This is a genomic window from Turicibacter sanguinis, from assembly GCF_013046825.1.
Lineage (GTDB): Bacteria > Bacillota_I > Bacilli_A > MOL361 > Turicibacteraceae > Turicibacter > Turicibacter sanguinis.
This window is the reverse complement of record NZ_CP053187.1, coordinates 2876554-2891775: the sequence shown is the minus strand read 5'-3', so window position 1 is coordinate 2891775 and position 15222 is coordinate 2876554. Positions and strand designations below refer to the sequence as shown.

Annotated in this window: 13 protein-coding genes; 9 read left to right on the top strand and 4 right to left on the bottom strand. The window is 35.5% G+C overall.

What is annotated here, in order from left to right:
* The first annotated feature begins 233 nt into the window (after positions 1-233).
* Positions 234-1634: a cation:dicarboxylate symporter family transporter gene (locus HLK68_RS13985; RefSeq protein WP_006783822.1), complete on the top strand. Its 1401-nt coding sequence runs from the start codon at positions 234-236 to the stop codon at positions 1632-1634.
* A gap of 29 nt (positions 1635-1663) precedes the next feature.
* Here the strand turns inward: HLK68_RS13985 and HLK68_RS13980 are convergent, their stop codons facing one another.
* The 4 genes from HLK68_RS13980 to HLK68_RS13965 all read right to left on the bottom strand — a co-directional run bounded on the left by HLK68_RS13980 (position 1664) and on the right by HLK68_RS13965 (position 4914).
* On the bottom strand, positions 1664-2146 hold the full coding sequence (locus HLK68_RS13980) for a hypothetical protein (protein WP_009606236.1): 483 nt from the start codon (positions 2144-2146) through the stop codon (positions 1664-1666).
* A 260-nt stretch (positions 2147-2406) separates the two neighbouring features.
* Complete coding sequence (locus tag HLK68_RS13975; RefSeq protein WP_006783821.1) at positions 2407-3132, bottom strand: hypothetical protein; 726 nt, start codon at positions 3130-3132, stop codon at positions 2407-2409.
* 1 nt (position 3133) lies between these two features.
* Entirely contained in the window at positions 3134-4048 is a 915-nt protein-coding gene (locus HLK68_RS13970; RefSeq protein WP_006783820.1) for an AAA family ATPase, read from the bottom strand.
* Positions 4049-4170: 122 nt separating this feature from the next.
* Complete coding sequence (locus tag HLK68_RS13965) at positions 4171-4914, bottom strand: beta/alpha barrel domain-containing protein (RefSeq protein WP_006783819.1); 744 nt, start codon at positions 4912-4914, stop codon at positions 4171-4173.
* 434 nt (positions 4915-5348) lie between these two features.
* Between HLK68_RS13965 and HLK68_RS13960 the strand changes: the two genes are divergently transcribed.
* The 8 genes from HLK68_RS13960 (at position 5349) to ftsY (ending at position 15089) form a co-directional block, all read left to right on the top strand.
* On the top strand, positions 5349-6254 hold the full coding sequence (locus HLK68_RS13960) for a magnesium transporter CorA family protein (protein ID WP_006783818.1): 906 nt from the start codon (positions 5349-5351) through the stop codon (positions 6252-6254).
* A gap of 55 nt (positions 6255-6309) precedes the next feature.
* The gene (locus tag HLK68_RS13955; RefSeq protein ID WP_006783817.1) at positions 6310-7752 is read left to right on the top strand and encodes an aldehyde dehydrogenase; all 1443 of its coding nucleotides are present in this window, start codon (positions 6310-6312) and stop codon (positions 7750-7752) included.
* 88 nt (positions 7753-7840) lie between these two features.
* Positions 7841-8203, top strand: coding sequence for a YccF domain-containing protein (locus HLK68_RS13950; protein ID WP_006783816.1), 363 nt, complete (start codon positions 7841-7843; stop codon positions 8201-8203).
* 61 nt (positions 8204-8264) lie between these two features.
* Positions 8265-8969 carry a restriction endonuclease gene (locus HLK68_RS13945; RefSeq protein WP_006783815.1) on the top strand — a complete coding sequence of 235 codons (705 nt, stop codon included), beginning with the start codon at positions 8265-8267 and terminating at the stop codon, positions 8967-8969.
* A 105-nt stretch (positions 8970-9074) separates the two neighbouring features.
* Positions 9075-9215, top strand: coding sequence for a hypothetical protein (locus HLK68_RS13940; RefSeq protein WP_006783814.1), 141 nt, complete (start codon positions 9075-9077; stop codon positions 9213-9215).
* A 54-nt stretch (positions 9216-9269) separates the two neighbouring features.
* A complete protein-coding gene (uvsE, locus tag HLK68_RS13935) occupies positions 9270-10226 on the top strand; it encodes a UV DNA damage repair endonuclease UvsE (RefSeq protein WP_006783813.1) in 957 nt (318 codons plus the stop codon).
* A gap of 194 nt (positions 10227-10420) precedes the next feature.
* The gene (smc, locus tag HLK68_RS13930; RefSeq protein WP_132942615.1) at positions 10421-13996 is read left to right on the top strand and encodes a chromosome segregation protein SMC; all 3576 of its coding nucleotides are present in this window, start codon (positions 10421-10423) and stop codon (positions 13994-13996) included.
* An 85-nt stretch (positions 13997-14081) separates the two neighbouring features.
* The gene (gene ftsY / locus HLK68_RS13925) at positions 14082-15089 is read left to right on the top strand and encodes a signal recognition particle-docking protein FtsY (RefSeq protein ID WP_006783811.1); all 1008 of its coding nucleotides are present in this window, start codon (positions 14082-14084) and stop codon (positions 15087-15089) included.
* The last annotated feature ends 133 nt before the right edge of the window (positions 15090-15222 follow it).

Sequence of the window (15222 nt, the reverse complement as noted above, 5' to 3'; positions counted from 1 at the left end):
AATCACAATTTGGATTAAAGTATCAGATTGGGGTATTCTATATAAAGCACGCTAGGAAGGTTAAGATGCTATTTTGATTCGTTTAAAATGAAGTTTGTATTGAATCAGATGACTTAATGATTGTGAATGTTAATCATTATTATGAAAAATAGTTATTATATTAGTTGCTAAATTAAAAGCATCATTGTAAAATAAAAGACACTTGACAAATTGAATAGGAGGGAAGTGAACGGATGACAAGTTCATTTTTTACAGATTTCTTATATTTAACCGATATTCGAACGGTTATTTTTATTGCGATTTTAATTGCTTTATTCTTTGTGATGAAGCAATTTGAAAAAAAGAAAGTTAAATTTTCAACACGTATGTTATCGGCAACTGCGATTGGTCTTGTACTTGGATTATTAATTCAAGTTGTAGGCGGATTCCCAGATGTTCCGATGGATGTTCCATTTATTGCAGAAATTAATAAGTGGTATGGATTAGTGGCAAACGGATTCATGGATTTATTAAAAATGTTAGTTGTCCCACTTATTTTCTTCTCAATTATTCGTGTTATTATTAACATGAAAGAGGGAGAAAATTTAGGAGCGATGACAGCTAGAACCTTGTTGACGTTAGTTGGAACAACAACGATTGCGGCGATTATTGGATTAATCATTGGAAACTTATTTAAGTTAGGGGTTAGCACAACGTTAATGGAGGGTGATGTTTCTATTCGTGAAGTGAGTTCAATTGTTGATACACTTCGTGGGCTAATTCCATCTAATCCAATTGCAGCGATGGCAGAAGGAAATGTGGTAGCAGTTGTTATTTTTGCGGCTTTTTTAGGAATTGCGACGAAACGTCAAACGAAAAAGTATTATGATGTGGTGAAGCCATTTATTGATTTTGTAGAAGCTTTCTATAAAATCATTTTAAGTGTTGCGATGACAATCATCAAATGGATGCCATATGCCGTGATTGCCCTACTAGCAAATACGATTGCGGGACGTGGAATGTCAGCTTTAGGACAAGTGTTTGACTTTATTATTGCCCTGTATGTTGGAGTCGCTGTGATGTTTGTGGTGCAATTAATCTTAATTGCAATGAATGGATTAAATCCATTCCGTTACGTTAAAAATGTATTAGATGCCTTAGTATTAGCCTTTACTTCACGTTCAAGTCTTGGAACATTACCTGTAAGTATTGAAAAGCTAACCGATAATGTTGGACTTGATAACGGAACGGCTACTTTTGTTGGAAGTTTAGGATCTAATGCTGGAATGAATGGATGTGCGGGACTTTATCCTGCATTAGTCGCGGTCATGGTAGCTAACATGACGGGAACACCGATTGATTTAAGCTTTATTGCGATGTTAGTCTTAGTGATTGCGTTAGCTTCATTTGGAATTGCTGGAATTCCTGGGTCTGCAACGATGGCGATTTCAGTTGTGTTATCAGGAATGGGAATGGGAGCTTATTTCCCACTGATTGCAGGAGTTATTGCGGTTGATCCGATTTTAGATATGGGACGTACGATGTTAAATGTAAACGGAACATTAACAACAGCTGTTTTAATTGGAAAAAAATATAATCATATTGATAAAGATGTGTTCTATGGACGCAAAACATTAACTGAAGATGAAGAATAAAAAAAAGACGGGGACTCACCCCGTCTTTTTTATGCCTTTAATTCATGAATCCCTAAATCTAATAGTTGAAGTTTAATGGATCCAATTTTAGAATCTTTTGCAATTTCATATTTGGTTACACTGATACTTTCAATCTCACCCACAAGATCGATGATTTCCTGATTTTTGATCCCTTGCGTCGTGTTGACTTTAAAGCAAGCCACGATTTTTTTATTCTCTTGATGCTCAATTTTTAAATATTCTGTATAGCTATTAGGCGCTACTTCATTCCAACAATGGAAGAATTCTGGTGTGAAATTTAAAGCCATTAGATGTTCTCTAAAAATATCTAATCGTTCGATTAAATAAGCATCTTTTAATTCTTCTAAGTCAATTTGAATGAGGCGATTTAAAAAGTCTATTTGTTCTTCATCAGTCGCGTATCGAGCATTGTCTTCTTCGCAAATTAATAAGGATGTATTGAAACAACCGTAGAGATGGGTGTCTAATTGAATGGTCCATTGTGCTTGCATGTTCTTCCCTCGCTTTTATAGTCTTTGTTGTCATTTTACTATATTTTTATTTTTTATCCTATATCAGTGACGATAAGTTTTCTTGATTTTTAGAAAACTTTGATTGATTTAAAATTTAGATTACCTATAAGTATCGCGAGGAAAGTACGATGTTAAGTAACCTGATTGACTTCGGCCTAATCCTTTCTCTTGAGATGAAAGGATTAGAATCATGAAGACTCATCTCTCGTACGGTCTAAAGATGAGCGTTAAAAAGCCCGTCACTGGCCGTTAGGGGCTAAAGTCGTGTCATTTAGTTTTTGGATGAACTCAAAAAATTCTTTTAAACTTCGTAAGTCATCTGTTTCAAAAACTCTTTTTTGAAGGCCTTCAATGAACTCAAGACTATACATCACAGGATGAGCCCGAGATTTCATGTAGTGAAGACCGACTTCTTGCATCATTTGTCTTAAGTATCGTTCATGATATAGAGCATTTGTACTGACGAGGCCACGATTATCTTTTTCCATGAGTTCAGGGTCCTGGATTGCCACATTATAATGATTAGCAAAAGGGGCAAAGGCTTTACTGTAACTGGTTGGGAAGTAGTCACGATTACCGAGTAACCAGGTTTCAATGCATTTATTTTGAACGAATATTTGATAGGGACAAGATAAGGCATGTGGATAGTTTTTGATTTTATTAATTGTTATCTGTTTACGAGCCATGACGCCTTCATCATCTCCATCTAAGAAGATGAGAAGGTAGTTGAATTTATGACTTCGATTGATGGTTTCAATGGTTTGTCCTAGAATATTTCGAGAAGGTGAGCTAGGATCTGTTCCAAGAAGACGTGGATAACCGAGCCCACTAAAGATGACATAATTTTGGTCAGTCACCTCATTAACAGTGGCAACTCGTGTGAGAGAAGGCATTAAATTGCCAATCCAGTTATCGATGATTTTATGACCAGATTTTCCGTCTTCAACGAGAATGTAGAGATTCATGTTAGAAGACTCCTTCGTATTCAAGTCGGTTCATGAGTTCAAAAAAGGCATCGTATTTGGTTTGACCAATGCCGAGTTCGATTGCTGTTTTATTTGAAACGATAGAGTCGATTCGATGAACAATGACCCAACAAGAAGGTGTAATGTTATTAATGATATAGGGATGATGGCTGGTTAAAATCATTTGAATTCCTTGTTTTTGAATCATCTCTTCTAGAATGAGTCCTAAGCAATTAAGGCCTAAACCATTTTCAAATTCATCAATTAATAAGACTGTTCCGGGTTTAGCTAAGGTTACTTCACTTAAGTAGATAAGTGTTTTAAGCATCCCATCTGATAAGTTGTGGTGCGTCAGCGTAGCACCTGATTTATCTTTTAGACGTAGAACATATTGATTTTCAATTGTTTCAAAGGTCAAGTCTTCGACTTCTTCAAATATCAGTTGGTATAAGGCTTTTAGAATATCGAAACGCTCTTTTTGAAATTGATAAATATAGGCTAGTCTTTCTAAGGTGTTATCACTTAAGAAGTTTAGTGAGTTTTCTTTAATTTGTTGTTGTCTGATGAGTGAAACAGGAAGAACATAACGAATTTTTTCGTTGATGTTTTTAATTTGTAGTGGAATGGATAAGGCACCTTCTCTAGAACTTAAATCTTGATTGATGATATGATAGTTATCAAGTGTCACTTCATAAGTATATAGGTGCTCATTGTATTCAAAATCAAGGACGTAGTGCCCAGATTCGAGTGTCTTGGTTTGTCCAGTTTGTAACAGTTGGGTTAACTCTTTAATATAATGAAGAACTTGACTTTTTCCTGATCCTGAGACTCCAACGAGGAGTGTTAGTGAATGGAAATCGATTGGTTCAATGCTCAAACTATTTGTACTATTTACGATTAATCTATGGATCTTCACAAATTTCCCCCCTTATTTGATGCCTAATATAAATTACTCAAAGGAAAGGAGAAATGGCACGGTTTAAGAAGGAGGAGAGGGACATTTATAAAAAAAACTCTGAGATTATCAGAGCTTTTTTCTTATTCAGCTAATGCTTCTTTTTCAGTGGGTGTTAATTGATAAGTTTGACCACTGTTTTCAATTTCACGGTATTGTTCCATTTTAACACGGAATAATTCTCCATTTGTTGGAGGTGTATAAGTAATGGCATTTGCTCCTGCCGCAATGGTTTCTAAGATTGATTCATTTGTTGGTCCACCCGTTGCCATAATTGGGATAGTTGGGAATTTTTGACGAATAGAACGAACAATGGCCGCGGTATTGGCACCTCCACTGACATTAATGATGTCAGCTCCCGCTTCAATTTTAGATTGAACATCTGTTGATTCCGAAACAACGGTTACAACAACTGGAATATCGATACTTTCTTTAACGTACCTAATGGTTTCGTGTGGGGTTGGTGCATTTAAGACAACGGCAATTGCACCTTGGAATTCAGCGTGAAGCGCAATGTTTCCAGAACGTGTTCCGTGAGTTAATCCTCCACCAACTCCGCAGATAACAGGGATGTCAGAGACTGTTAAGATGGCTTGGGTAATAGTAGGTTGTGGGGTAAATGGATAAACAGCAATAACAGCATCAGCATTTGTATTTTTTATGATTGCAACATCAGTTGTAAAAATAAATGATTTTAATCGTTTACCAAAAATACGGATTCCACTGCAATTACGAATCACTTCAGGAACGCGAACAAAATTTTTACGCAAGTTACTAGTAACCTCAGGAACTAATTTTTCGGGTGTATGAACTTTTTCAGAAGTCATTTAAATAGTCACGTCCTTTCAAATCAACAAAATTGTAATATAACCATTATATCCGACTTAATGTCAAAAGTTAAGAAAATCTCCGTATCTTTTCGGATTTCCTTTCGCAGTCTTCCAATTATAGAGAGTTTGAGGGTAAGGTATCGTGTCGAAAATAATTAAAATGTCGAAACGTGAAAAAACTTCCGCTTCAAGGTGGTTATTTTATGAAAATAGTTGTATACTTTAAAAGGAAAAAAATTATCCTGTTATATTTAGTCTAGCGTGTGCAAACACTAATTACGATCGAGTAGTTTATGTTTTTAAAACGTTAGCATCATGCTTTTGGAGGTGAACATAAGTGGAAGATTCCATTCCCATACGGACAATTAAATTAATCACACTTATGTTTGCGGTGAAACGTTCTTAGGTGTGAAAATGTAAGAGGTGATTCGATGAGAAATGAAGTGAATTTTGTTAATTCACTGACGAATAGTGGGTTTCAATGGATTAATTTAATTAATCCAACGCATCAAGAGGTTGAGGCTATGTGTAAAGAGCATGACCTTGAGTTTGAAACAGTTATTACGGCACTCGATGAGGAGGAACGTTCTCGTGTTCAAATCGAAGATAACTTTACGATGATCATTGTTGACGTCCCTGTTTCATATGAGTCTGATACATATTATTCAACGGTTCCTTTAGGAATTGTAAAAACAGATAAATTATTATTAACACTGTGTACACAAGAGTTAAGTGTCTTTAGTAAGCGATTAAAGACCCAAACGAAAAGTATTAATGGTCATATTTATCAAATTCTTTATACGATTTCGATTCAATATTTAGGATACTTACGTGTCATTGAACGAAAAAGTAGTCAAGTTGAGCGTGCCCTTCGCCAAACGCCTCAAAACGAAGATTTAATTGAAATGCTAGACTTACAAAAATCATTAGTATACATGTCATCCTCACTTCGCTCAAACCAAATCGTCCTTGAACGTCTAGTTAAGCTTGAAAAATCAGATACGCCAGAAGCTGAGATGCTTGAAGATGTGATTATCGAAAATAAGCAGGCCATAGACATGTCAAAGATTTATGGAAATATCTTAAATAGCAACTTAAATGTCTTTGAAACGATTATCTCAAATAACTTGAATATGGTCATGAAGTTTTTGACAGTTGTTTCTGTGATTATTGCGGTTCCAACGGTTGTATCAAGTTTCTGGGGGATGAACGTCCCGGTGCCATTTCAAGAAAATCAATATGGCTTTTTAATTGTAACGATTATTTCAATTATTATTACCGGGTTAGCGGGTGTTTATATTAATAAAAAGGAAAACCGACGTTATAAAAGAAAATAAAAAAATGATTACCCTTCTATTTAGAAGAGTTTTTTCAAATGAAAGGTCGACAAAGATGAAAGCATTAAATTCTAATTTAACGAACCATCAAACTCATCGTGAGAAACAAGAATCAATGAAGACAGAATTAAATCATATTTTGACTCAGCATCAAGATTATCTTGAGCAACGAGGAGGGAATATTCCACTTTCTGTACGAATCGAAGGATTAAAACGATTAAAAGAAACGATTAAAAAATATGAAGTGGACTTACAAGAAGCCTTAAAGATTGATTTAGGAAAAAATGAATTTGAAGCTTATTCAACCGAGATAGGTTTTATTTACGCTTCTATTGATTATACGTTAAAAAGATTAAAGAAGTGGGCGCGTCCTAAACGTGTGAAATCAGAAGCGGCACAATTAATTGGAACGTCTTTGATTATTCCAAGTGCCTATGGTGTTGTTTTAATTATTGGTCCCTTTAATTATCCAGTGCAACTGTTATTAGAACCTTTAATCGGGGCTATTGCAGGTGGAAATGTTGCGGTTTTAAAACCGTCTGAGTTTACACCACATGTTGAATCAGTTATGGTTCGTTTAATAAAGGAAGCCTTTGATTCTCGATATGTCTCAGTGGTGACAGGTGATTACCAAGTGAATCAGGCTTTGCTTGATTTACGATTTGATTATATTTTCTTTACCGGAAGTGTGAATGTTGGAAAGATTGTGATGGAAAAAGCAAGCCATCATTTAACACCTCTTACACTTGAACTTGGAGGAAAATCACCTGTAATTGTAGATGAAACAGCGAATTTAAAGTTGGCTGCTAAGCGTATTGCATGGGGAAAATTTATGAACGCTGGTCAAACCTGTGTTGCCCCTGATTACGTGATGGTTCATCATTCCGTTTATGAAGCTTTTTTAAAAGAGTTACAGACGGTCATTAAGTCATTTTACGGAGATAACATTCAATCAAATCCTGAGTTTGGACGTATTGTAACGACCCGTCATGCGTCGCGTTTAGCTGATTTAATAGAAGGAAATCGTGATCAGGTTGTGATGGGTGGAGCTGTTGATTTAGAAGATCGTTTTATTGAACCTACTGTATTCAAAGAGGTGACCTTAACTTCTTCTTTAATGGAGGATGAGTTATTTGGTCCTCTTCTTCCGACGATGTCTTATCAATCAATGGATGAGATTAAGCGTTGTTTAAAAGCTCATCCTAATCCATTAGCTTTTTATGTTTTTTCTGAAAATAAAGCCTTTAGTCATCAATTAATCACGCAGTTTTCGTTTGGTGGAGGTTGTATCAACGATACCATTACGCATGTTGCGTCTTCAAGACTGCCTTTTGGAGGGGTTGGAAGTTCTGGAATGGGTCGTTATCATGGAGAGGCAAGTTTTAAGACGTTCACTTACGAAAAAAGCATGGTGAATCGCTCGACGAAAATTCACTTAAATCTTGTGTTCCCTCCGTACAAAGACAAGTTAAAATTAATTAAAAAGATTATGAAATAACAAATGATTTACAATTTCTAGTAATATCCTACACGACTTCCTATCAAATCTCTCATATGATATAGTAAATAGGAAGGGAGAGATGCTTATGTCATGTCTTGGAAATCTAGTATGGCTACTTTTTGGCGGGTTATGGGCCTCATTAATTTGGTGTTTGTTTGGCGTTCTCTGGTGTCTAACGATTGTTGGCATTCCGGTTGGTCTGCAATGCTTTAAGTTAGCTAAATTACAATTAGCTCCATTTGGTAAAGAGGTTGTGACAGTCAACAATGGAAGTGGGACTTTTGTTTTAAATATTTTATGGTTACTTTTTGGTGGGTTAGAAATGGCTTTAGTGAATTTAGTGAGTGCTTTAATGTTAGCTATTTCTATTGTTGGAATTCCATTCGCTTTTCAGGCCATTAAAATGGCAAAGTTATCTCTAATGCCGTTTGGTAAAGAAGTTATTTGATTTATTGGGACGATTTTGTTTAAAATCGTTCCATTTTTTTCATAATAAAATTGGTGATGTTATGGAAAAAAGAATCGTTTATATTGCATATTTAATTATTGCATTTGTTGTTTTTGATTTCTTTTATGGATTTACGGATTGGATTGCAAAGTGGCAGATGTGGAATTGGTATCTTATTATTTTACTCTTAACCATTGCTGCTTTATTGTTGATTAAATATAAACAAAATCAACGTAAATTAGCATTAGATGAGTATAGTAAGCAAAATGAAAGACGTCGACTACAGCTAAGCCAACTCGTTTTATTTGAGCAACTAGAGCATTTAAGTGATGAATCCTTTAACCAATTATTAAAATTATTTTATGAACTGAAGGGATATGAATCGGTTGAAGTAGCGACTAATCCGGCGACGCAAGGTTATGATTTGTTAATGTGGTCACAAGGTGAAAAAATCATTGTCAAGTGGTTTAAATGTGTTCCCTTAATCAAAGATTTATATACCGATCCAGCAGGATTAGAAATGTCAGTCGGTGATATCGTTGGGGTTAGTGACATTCGAGGTGTTTTAGGAGCGATGCAAGATTTTGATGTTCAAGCAGATCAAGCTATTGTCATTACAACAAGTGATTTTAATGATGAAGCGAAAGATTTTGCAAATCGGAATCACATTGAATTGCTAACCGGATATGAGTTTTACCATGAAATTGAAAACTTAAGGGAAAACGGAACGAGTCTCGTTTTAAATGTCAGTGAAATGGAACTCTAGGTCTGATTCATCCGCGATAGATTAGATATTTTGGGGATCGTCGTCTCACAAGAAGGGCTTAGTAAACATAGAAAATAACAACTAGAGGTAAAAGGAGGTGACGCCATGTTTTTAGCAGGTGTCGTCGTCGGAAGTTTGGTGACGTTAGTGATGGTTGCATTATATAGTTGTTTAGTCGTAGCGGGACGCGCCGATCGTCAGATGGAACAAATGATCAAACAAGATGAAAGATTTAAGGATAAATAATTTAAAGAGGACCTGGGTAAACTAGAATGATTCTAGAAAACCGAGGTCTTTTTTATGAAAATTCGTTTAGGTTATGTAGCTATTGCGCTAAAGTTAGATAAGGTTACAAGTTCATCACCTGTGACCTATAAAAAATATTCATCACTTTCTTCAAAGCGTGAGCAACTTAGTTTATTAACGCGCGTAACTAAATCAAATTTGCACGATTTGATTAAAATTTTAAATTATAACGCGAAACAAGAGATTCATTTTTACCGAATGACATCAAAATTAATTCCATTGGCCACCCATCAAGAGGTTCTATGGGATTATTCCAAAGTCATTCAGGAGGAATGTCAAGAAGTTGCAGATCTAATTAAGAAATATGACATGCGAGTCGATGCACACCCCGATCAGTTTAATGTTTTAAATAGTATCAATGAAGCAGTGATTGAAGCGTCGATTCAATCCCTTTTACATCAGTTGCATTTATTTGAGTTATTTGATATTAAGTCTCCTCAACTTGTTTTACATGTGGGGGGGAAAGCCGGTGGGAAAGAGGCGGCATTAGAGCGATTTATTCAAACATTTCATCGGCTACCACCAAATATTCAAAAGGCTTTAATCATTGAAAATGATGATAAAGTTTATTCAGCCGATGATGTTCTTAAGCTATGTCAAACCTTAAATATCCCCATGGTTCTTGATATTCATCATCATCGTTGCTATAACGAAGGGATAGAGCTTCAACCCCTTTTAGAATCCATTTTTAAAACGTGGGATCAAAATCCTTGGCCTCCTAAAGTTCATATTTCAAGTCCGAAAGAATTTGACACGGATCGTCGTCATTCAGATTATATTGAAATTGAGGATTTGCTTCGATTTATTGAGTTGGTTCAACCCCTTAATCAAGATCTAGATATTATGATTGAAGCAAAACAAAAAGATTTAGCCTTATATCGCCTCATACAGGATATAAAAGTTGCAAGACCACATTGGAAGTGGTTAGATGGGACAACCTTTGAAGTTTAATGGTGAAAACAGCACGAAAAGAAGTGCTGTTTTTTTGTATAAGCATCACAAGAGGGGATAGCTTTGGAAAATGATATGTGATTTAGAAGATAATCTTAGAACTAATGTTTGATAAACGTAGAAGTCCCTTTATTTTACGTATGACTTTTTGGTATAATAAAATAGATAAAGAATGTAGATAAAGGATGAAACATATGTATTTAAAAAGAATTGAAACAATTGGTTTTAAATCCTTTGCCGATAAAACTGTAGTCGAGTTTGAACGAGGCGTAACGGCTGTCGTAGGACCGAATGGATCAGGGAAGAGTAATATTTCAGATTCGATTCGTTGGGTACTCGGAGAGCAGTCGGCAAAAAGTTTACGTGGTGGGAAAATGGAAGATATTATCTTCGCCGGGACATCAACTCGTAAACCACTTAACTTTGCTGAAGTGACACTCGTTTTAGATAATAGTTGTCAAAGCTTACCGATTGATTATGATGAAGTAAGTATTACCCGTCGTGTTTATCGAACGGGGGATAGTGAATACTTAATTAATAAACAAAAAGTTCGTTTAAAAGATGTCATTGATTTGATTATGGATTCAGGGATTGGCCATGATTCGTTATCCATTATTTCTCAGGATAAAGTTAAAGCCATTGTCGAGGCAAGGGTTGAAGATCGCCGTGTGATTATTGAAGAGGCAGCAGGTGTTTTAAAGTATAAGATGCGTAAAAAAGAAGCAACGCGCAAACTTGAATCGACTAGTGATAATTTAAGTCGTGTTCAAGATATTATTTTTGAGTTAGAAGACCAAGTTGAACCCTTACGTAAGCAATCAGAAAAAGCTGAAAAGTACATGGTCTTAAAAAAGGAATGTAGTGAGTCAGAAATCAGTGTGTTAGCTTATGATATTAAAACGTTAAATGACCAAATGGAACGTTCAAAAAAAGAACGTAAAGAAGTGGAGTTTGAACATTTAAGTATTAATGGAAAGATTGCGACGGATGAGCGTCGAATGGATAATTTAAAGCAAACGCAACAAGCTCAAGAACAACAGTTAGAAGCCTTACAAACTGAGTTAGTTGAAACGTCAGAGTTAATTCAAAAATTACAAGGTCAACGAGATGTTTTAAAAGAACGTCATAAAAATGCCTCTTCAAATAAAGAGCAACTGACGGAACAACAGGTCGAACTTGAACAGCAGTTAGAACTAGCGACGAAGCAATTAGAACTAGCGACCAGTTCGATGAAAGAAACCGAATCCCGTTTATTAGCCAAACAAACACAGTTAAATCAAGTGACGGAAGAATATCAACACTTGGAGGAAAATTTAAAAACAGAATTAGAGTCCACGCGAGAGGCTTACTTTGAAGATGTTAATGAACTAGCTAGTGTTAAAAATCAATACATTTCGATTAATCAGCAAATTAAAAAGACAGAGGTGACGCTTGAACGCATTAGTGGTGATGAAAATAAATCGCTTATTGATCGTGAGACGTTGCGTCGTGAGCAAGAAGGATTTAAGCAAGAGTATGATAAATTAAGTGCACAATTAAAGGAGAAGCGTGAAGAGTATCAAACATTACAAAAAACGCATCAACATTCGTTAAAGCAATTAGAAATGGAGACAAATCGTTTTAGACAGTTAACGCATCAAGTCGATAAAATGATGAATCGTTTACAATGGCTAGAGGATGCTCAAAAAGATTTCTCAGGATTTAACGAAGGGGTAAAAAAAATCTTAAAGGCTCGTGAGCAAAATCAAATTAATGGGATTGAGGGAGCCGTTGCTGAACTAGTGTCTGTTCCTAAAGAACTTGAGTTGGCGATGGATGTGGTACTAGGTCCTGTTATGCAACAAATTGTGACAACAAGTGACGATGCTGCTAAAAATGCTATTGATTTCTTAAAGCGTCATCATGCGGGGCGTGCGACATTCTTACCTTTAAATGTTATTAAGTCTCGTGTGTTGCCAATGGATGTTTTAAATCGTATTCAAAATAATCAAGATGTTGTAGGTGTGGCTTCACAATTAGTGGGTTATGAAGAACGATATCGACAAATTGTTGAGAATATTTTAGGAAGTATTATTGTTACGAAAGATTTAAATGTGGCTAAAAATTTAGCAAAGCAATTGAATTATCGTTATCGTATTGTCACGCTTGAAGGAGACGTTATTAATGCAGGAGGAGCGATGACCGGAGGGGCTGTTAAACGTCAAGGTTCATCGTTATTACGTCAAAAAAATGAAATTGAAGATTGTCAAAAGAAAATTGCAGAGTTAAATGAAGAAGTCGAACAATCAAAAGGACTTCAACAAGAGTTACAAGAAGTCGTTAAAAATTCTGAAAAACAATTATCAAAACTTCAATCGGCTGGCGAACGTTTAAAAGATAAAATGTCGGAGACGAATCAACAAAAATTAGCGTTTGAATATCGTGAAAAAGCACAAAATGAACGTGACGAATTACTTCGAATTGAACGTCGTGAACATGAATCGGAGTATAAGCAATTAGTTGAAAAGAATAATGATTTAGCCGAATCGCGTTTAAGACTTGAAAATCGAATTGAATCAGCTAAAGGAATCATTGATACACTAGAAGAGCAACTTGAACAACAAGAAGAAATGAAAACTCAGTTGATGGAAGTTATGACGGAGTTAAAAGTTGAAGTGGCTAAACTTGAGACGGCTCTAACAAGTGAAATTGCGACTCATTATCGTTTGCAAGAGGAATCAGGCCAAGCAAAAGAACGTTTAGCAGAATTAATCAATCGATTAGAGCAAAGCGAACAAGAAATGCTTGGAAATGATGATGAAGTTATTTCACTTGAAACACAAATTGAGCAACAGAAAGAATCTCGTGAATCGATTGTTGAAAAAATTCAAGAACAACGTTTGACTTTAACAAAAGTCAGTCAAGAACTTGAGATTTTAGAGCGTGAAGTAAGAGAAAGTCATAAAATTCATCAAAAAATGACGGAGTCAATTAATCAACTCGATGTTGCGATTGGAAAAGTTGATGTTGAGATGGATTTAATGATTAAAAAACTTGAAGAAGAACATCAAATGACGTTTGACTATGCGAATGAACATTATCCTTTAAAGGGAAGTATTGAAGAAGTTAAACAAAAAATTCGTAGCTTAAAAGGTCAAATTGCTTCACTCGGTGAGATCAATGTGGCTGCAATTGCCGAGTACCAACGAGTGAAAGAACGATACGAATTCTTAACGACACAACGCGATGATTTAATTGAAGCGAAAGCTAATTTAGAGGAAACGATTAATGAAATGGACCAAGAGATGACCATTAAATTTAAAGAAACCTTTGACTTGGTTCGTGTTGAGTACATTGAAATCTTTAAAAAATTATTCGGTGGTGGAACCGCTGATTTAGTGTTAACTGATCCTCACGATTTATTAAATACTGGGGTTGAAATCATTGCACAGCCACCTGGAACAAAGTTAAAAACTTCAAATTTATTATCAGGTGGACAAAAAGCCTTAACATCGATTGCCTTATTATTTGCCATTTTAAAAGTTCGTACGGTTCCGTTTTGTGTGCTCGATGAGGTTGAGGCTGCACTTGATGAAGCCAATGTTTCTCGTTATGCCAATTATTTAAAGGCATTTAGTAAAGAAACACAGTTCATCGTTATTACTCACCGTAAAGGAACGATGGAAAAAGCTGATGTATTATACGGAGTGACGATGCAAGAACGAGGGGTAACGAAACTCGTGTCAGTTCGTATGGATAATGTTTCAGATTATCTAGATGATGAAAAATAATAGTCATAGACCGTAAAATATGATAGAGTAGCATTAAAGTCATTTTGTATGACACGATATTATTAATTAATTGAGGTGAAGCCTGATGGGTTTATTTGATCGTCTAAAGTCGATGGTACTTGGAAAAAAAGAAGTCTCTGAGACAGAAATTCGTGCTCAGCAACATTATAAAGAAGGTATGAAAAAAACACGTGGTAACCTTTTAAAACAGTTACAGTCTGTTTTTTCAAGCTATAATGACATTAATGAAGAGATGTTTGAAGAGTTAGAAGAAATCTTCATTATGGCTGATATTGGTGTTAATACCGTGGTAGATTTCATTGATCAATTAAAAGAGACTGTACGCGAACATAATGTTACGGATCCAAAAGAATTACAGCGTATTATGGTCGATAAACTATTTGAAATTTACGTTAAAGGTGAGTTTGTGAACTCAAACTTACGTCTGAATAAAGAAGGATTAACTGTTATTTTATTTGTTGGGGTAAATGGGGTTGGAAAAACAACCTCAATTGCAAAAATTGCTCATCAATTAAAAGGAAAAGGAAAGTCTGTTTTATTAGCCGCAGGAGATACGTTCCGTGCAGGTGCAATTGAACAATTACAGGTTTGGGGAGACCGCATTGGGGTCGATGTGGTGTCATTAAGTGAAGGTTCAGACCCATCAGCCGTTATGTTTGATGCGATTAAAGAAGCGAAGGCTCGTAATGTTGATGTGTTATTATGTGATACGGCAGGACGTTTACAAAATAAAGTTAACTTAATGAAAGAGTTAGAAAAAATTAAACGCGTGATTGAACGTGAAGTTCCAGGAGCGCCTCATGATACATTATTAGTCATTGATGCAACAACAGGACAAAACGGAATGAATCAAGCGAAGGCGTTTTTAGAAGCGACAGATGTATCTGGAATTGTTTTAACAAAATTAGATGGAACAGCAAAAGGTGGAATTGTTTTAGCCATTCGAAATGAAATTGGGATTCCGATTAAATTTGTTGGTTTAGGAGAAAAAGCCGAAGATTTAGTTCACTTTGATATTGAACAATATATTTATGGATTATTTGCAGATTTATTTGAAAATGAAGCGGAGTAATTAGGTTTTTAGGTAGGGCTGAATAGATGGGTCTTGATAAGTTTGATGCAGTTGAAAACTTTTATCGGGACTATAGGTCTCTTTAGTATCAAAAGAGCTTAACGATTAAGTCTGATTATGAAATTATAAATTA

Bases quoted from the DNA above. Each gene is read 5' to 3' on its own strand.
- HLK68_RS13985 (WP_006783822.1), top strand. From the start codon at position 234: ATGACAAGTTCATTTTTTACAGATTTCTTATATTTAACCGATATTCGA.
- HLK68_RS13980 (WP_009606236.1), bottom strand. From the start codon at position 2,146: ATGCAAGCACAATGGACCATTCAATTAGACACCCATCTCTACGGTTGT.
- HLK68_RS13975 (WP_006783821.1), bottom strand. From the start codon at position 3,132: ATGAATCTCTACATTCTCGTTGAAGACGGAAAATCTGGTCATAAAATC.
- HLK68_RS13965 (WP_006783819.1), bottom strand. From the start codon at position 4,914: ATGACTTCTGAAAAAGTTCATACACCCGAAAAATTAGTTCCTGAGGTT.
- HLK68_RS13960 (WP_006783818.1), top strand. From the start codon at position 5,349: ATGAGAAATGAAGTGAATTTTGTTAATTCACTGACGAATAGTGGGTTT.
- HLK68_RS13955 (WP_006783817.1), top strand. From the start codon at position 6,310: ATGAAAGCATTAAATTCTAATTTAACGAACCATCAAACTCATCGTGAG.
- HLK68_RS13950 (WP_006783816.1), top strand. From the start codon at position 7,841: ATGTCATGTCTTGGAAATCTAGTATGGCTACTTTTTGGCGGGTTATGG.
- HLK68_RS13945 (WP_006783815.1), top strand. From the start codon at position 8,265: ATGGAAAAAAGAATCGTTTATATTGCATATTTAATTATTGCATTTGTT.
- HLK68_RS13940 (WP_006783814.1), top strand. From the start codon at position 9,075: ATGTTTTTAGCAGGTGTCGTCGTCGGAAGTTTGGTGACGTTAGTGATG.
- uvsE (WP_006783813.1), top strand. From the start codon at position 9,270: ATGAAAATTCGTTTAGGTTATGTAGCTATTGCGCTAAAGTTAGATAAG.
- smc (WP_132942615.1), top strand. From the start codon at position 10,421: ATGTATTTAAAAAGAATTGAAACAATTGGTTTTAAATCCTTTGCCGAT.
- ftsY (WP_006783811.1), top strand. From the start codon at position 14,082: ATGGGTTTATTTGATCGTCTAAAGTCGATGGTACTTGGAAAAAAAGAA.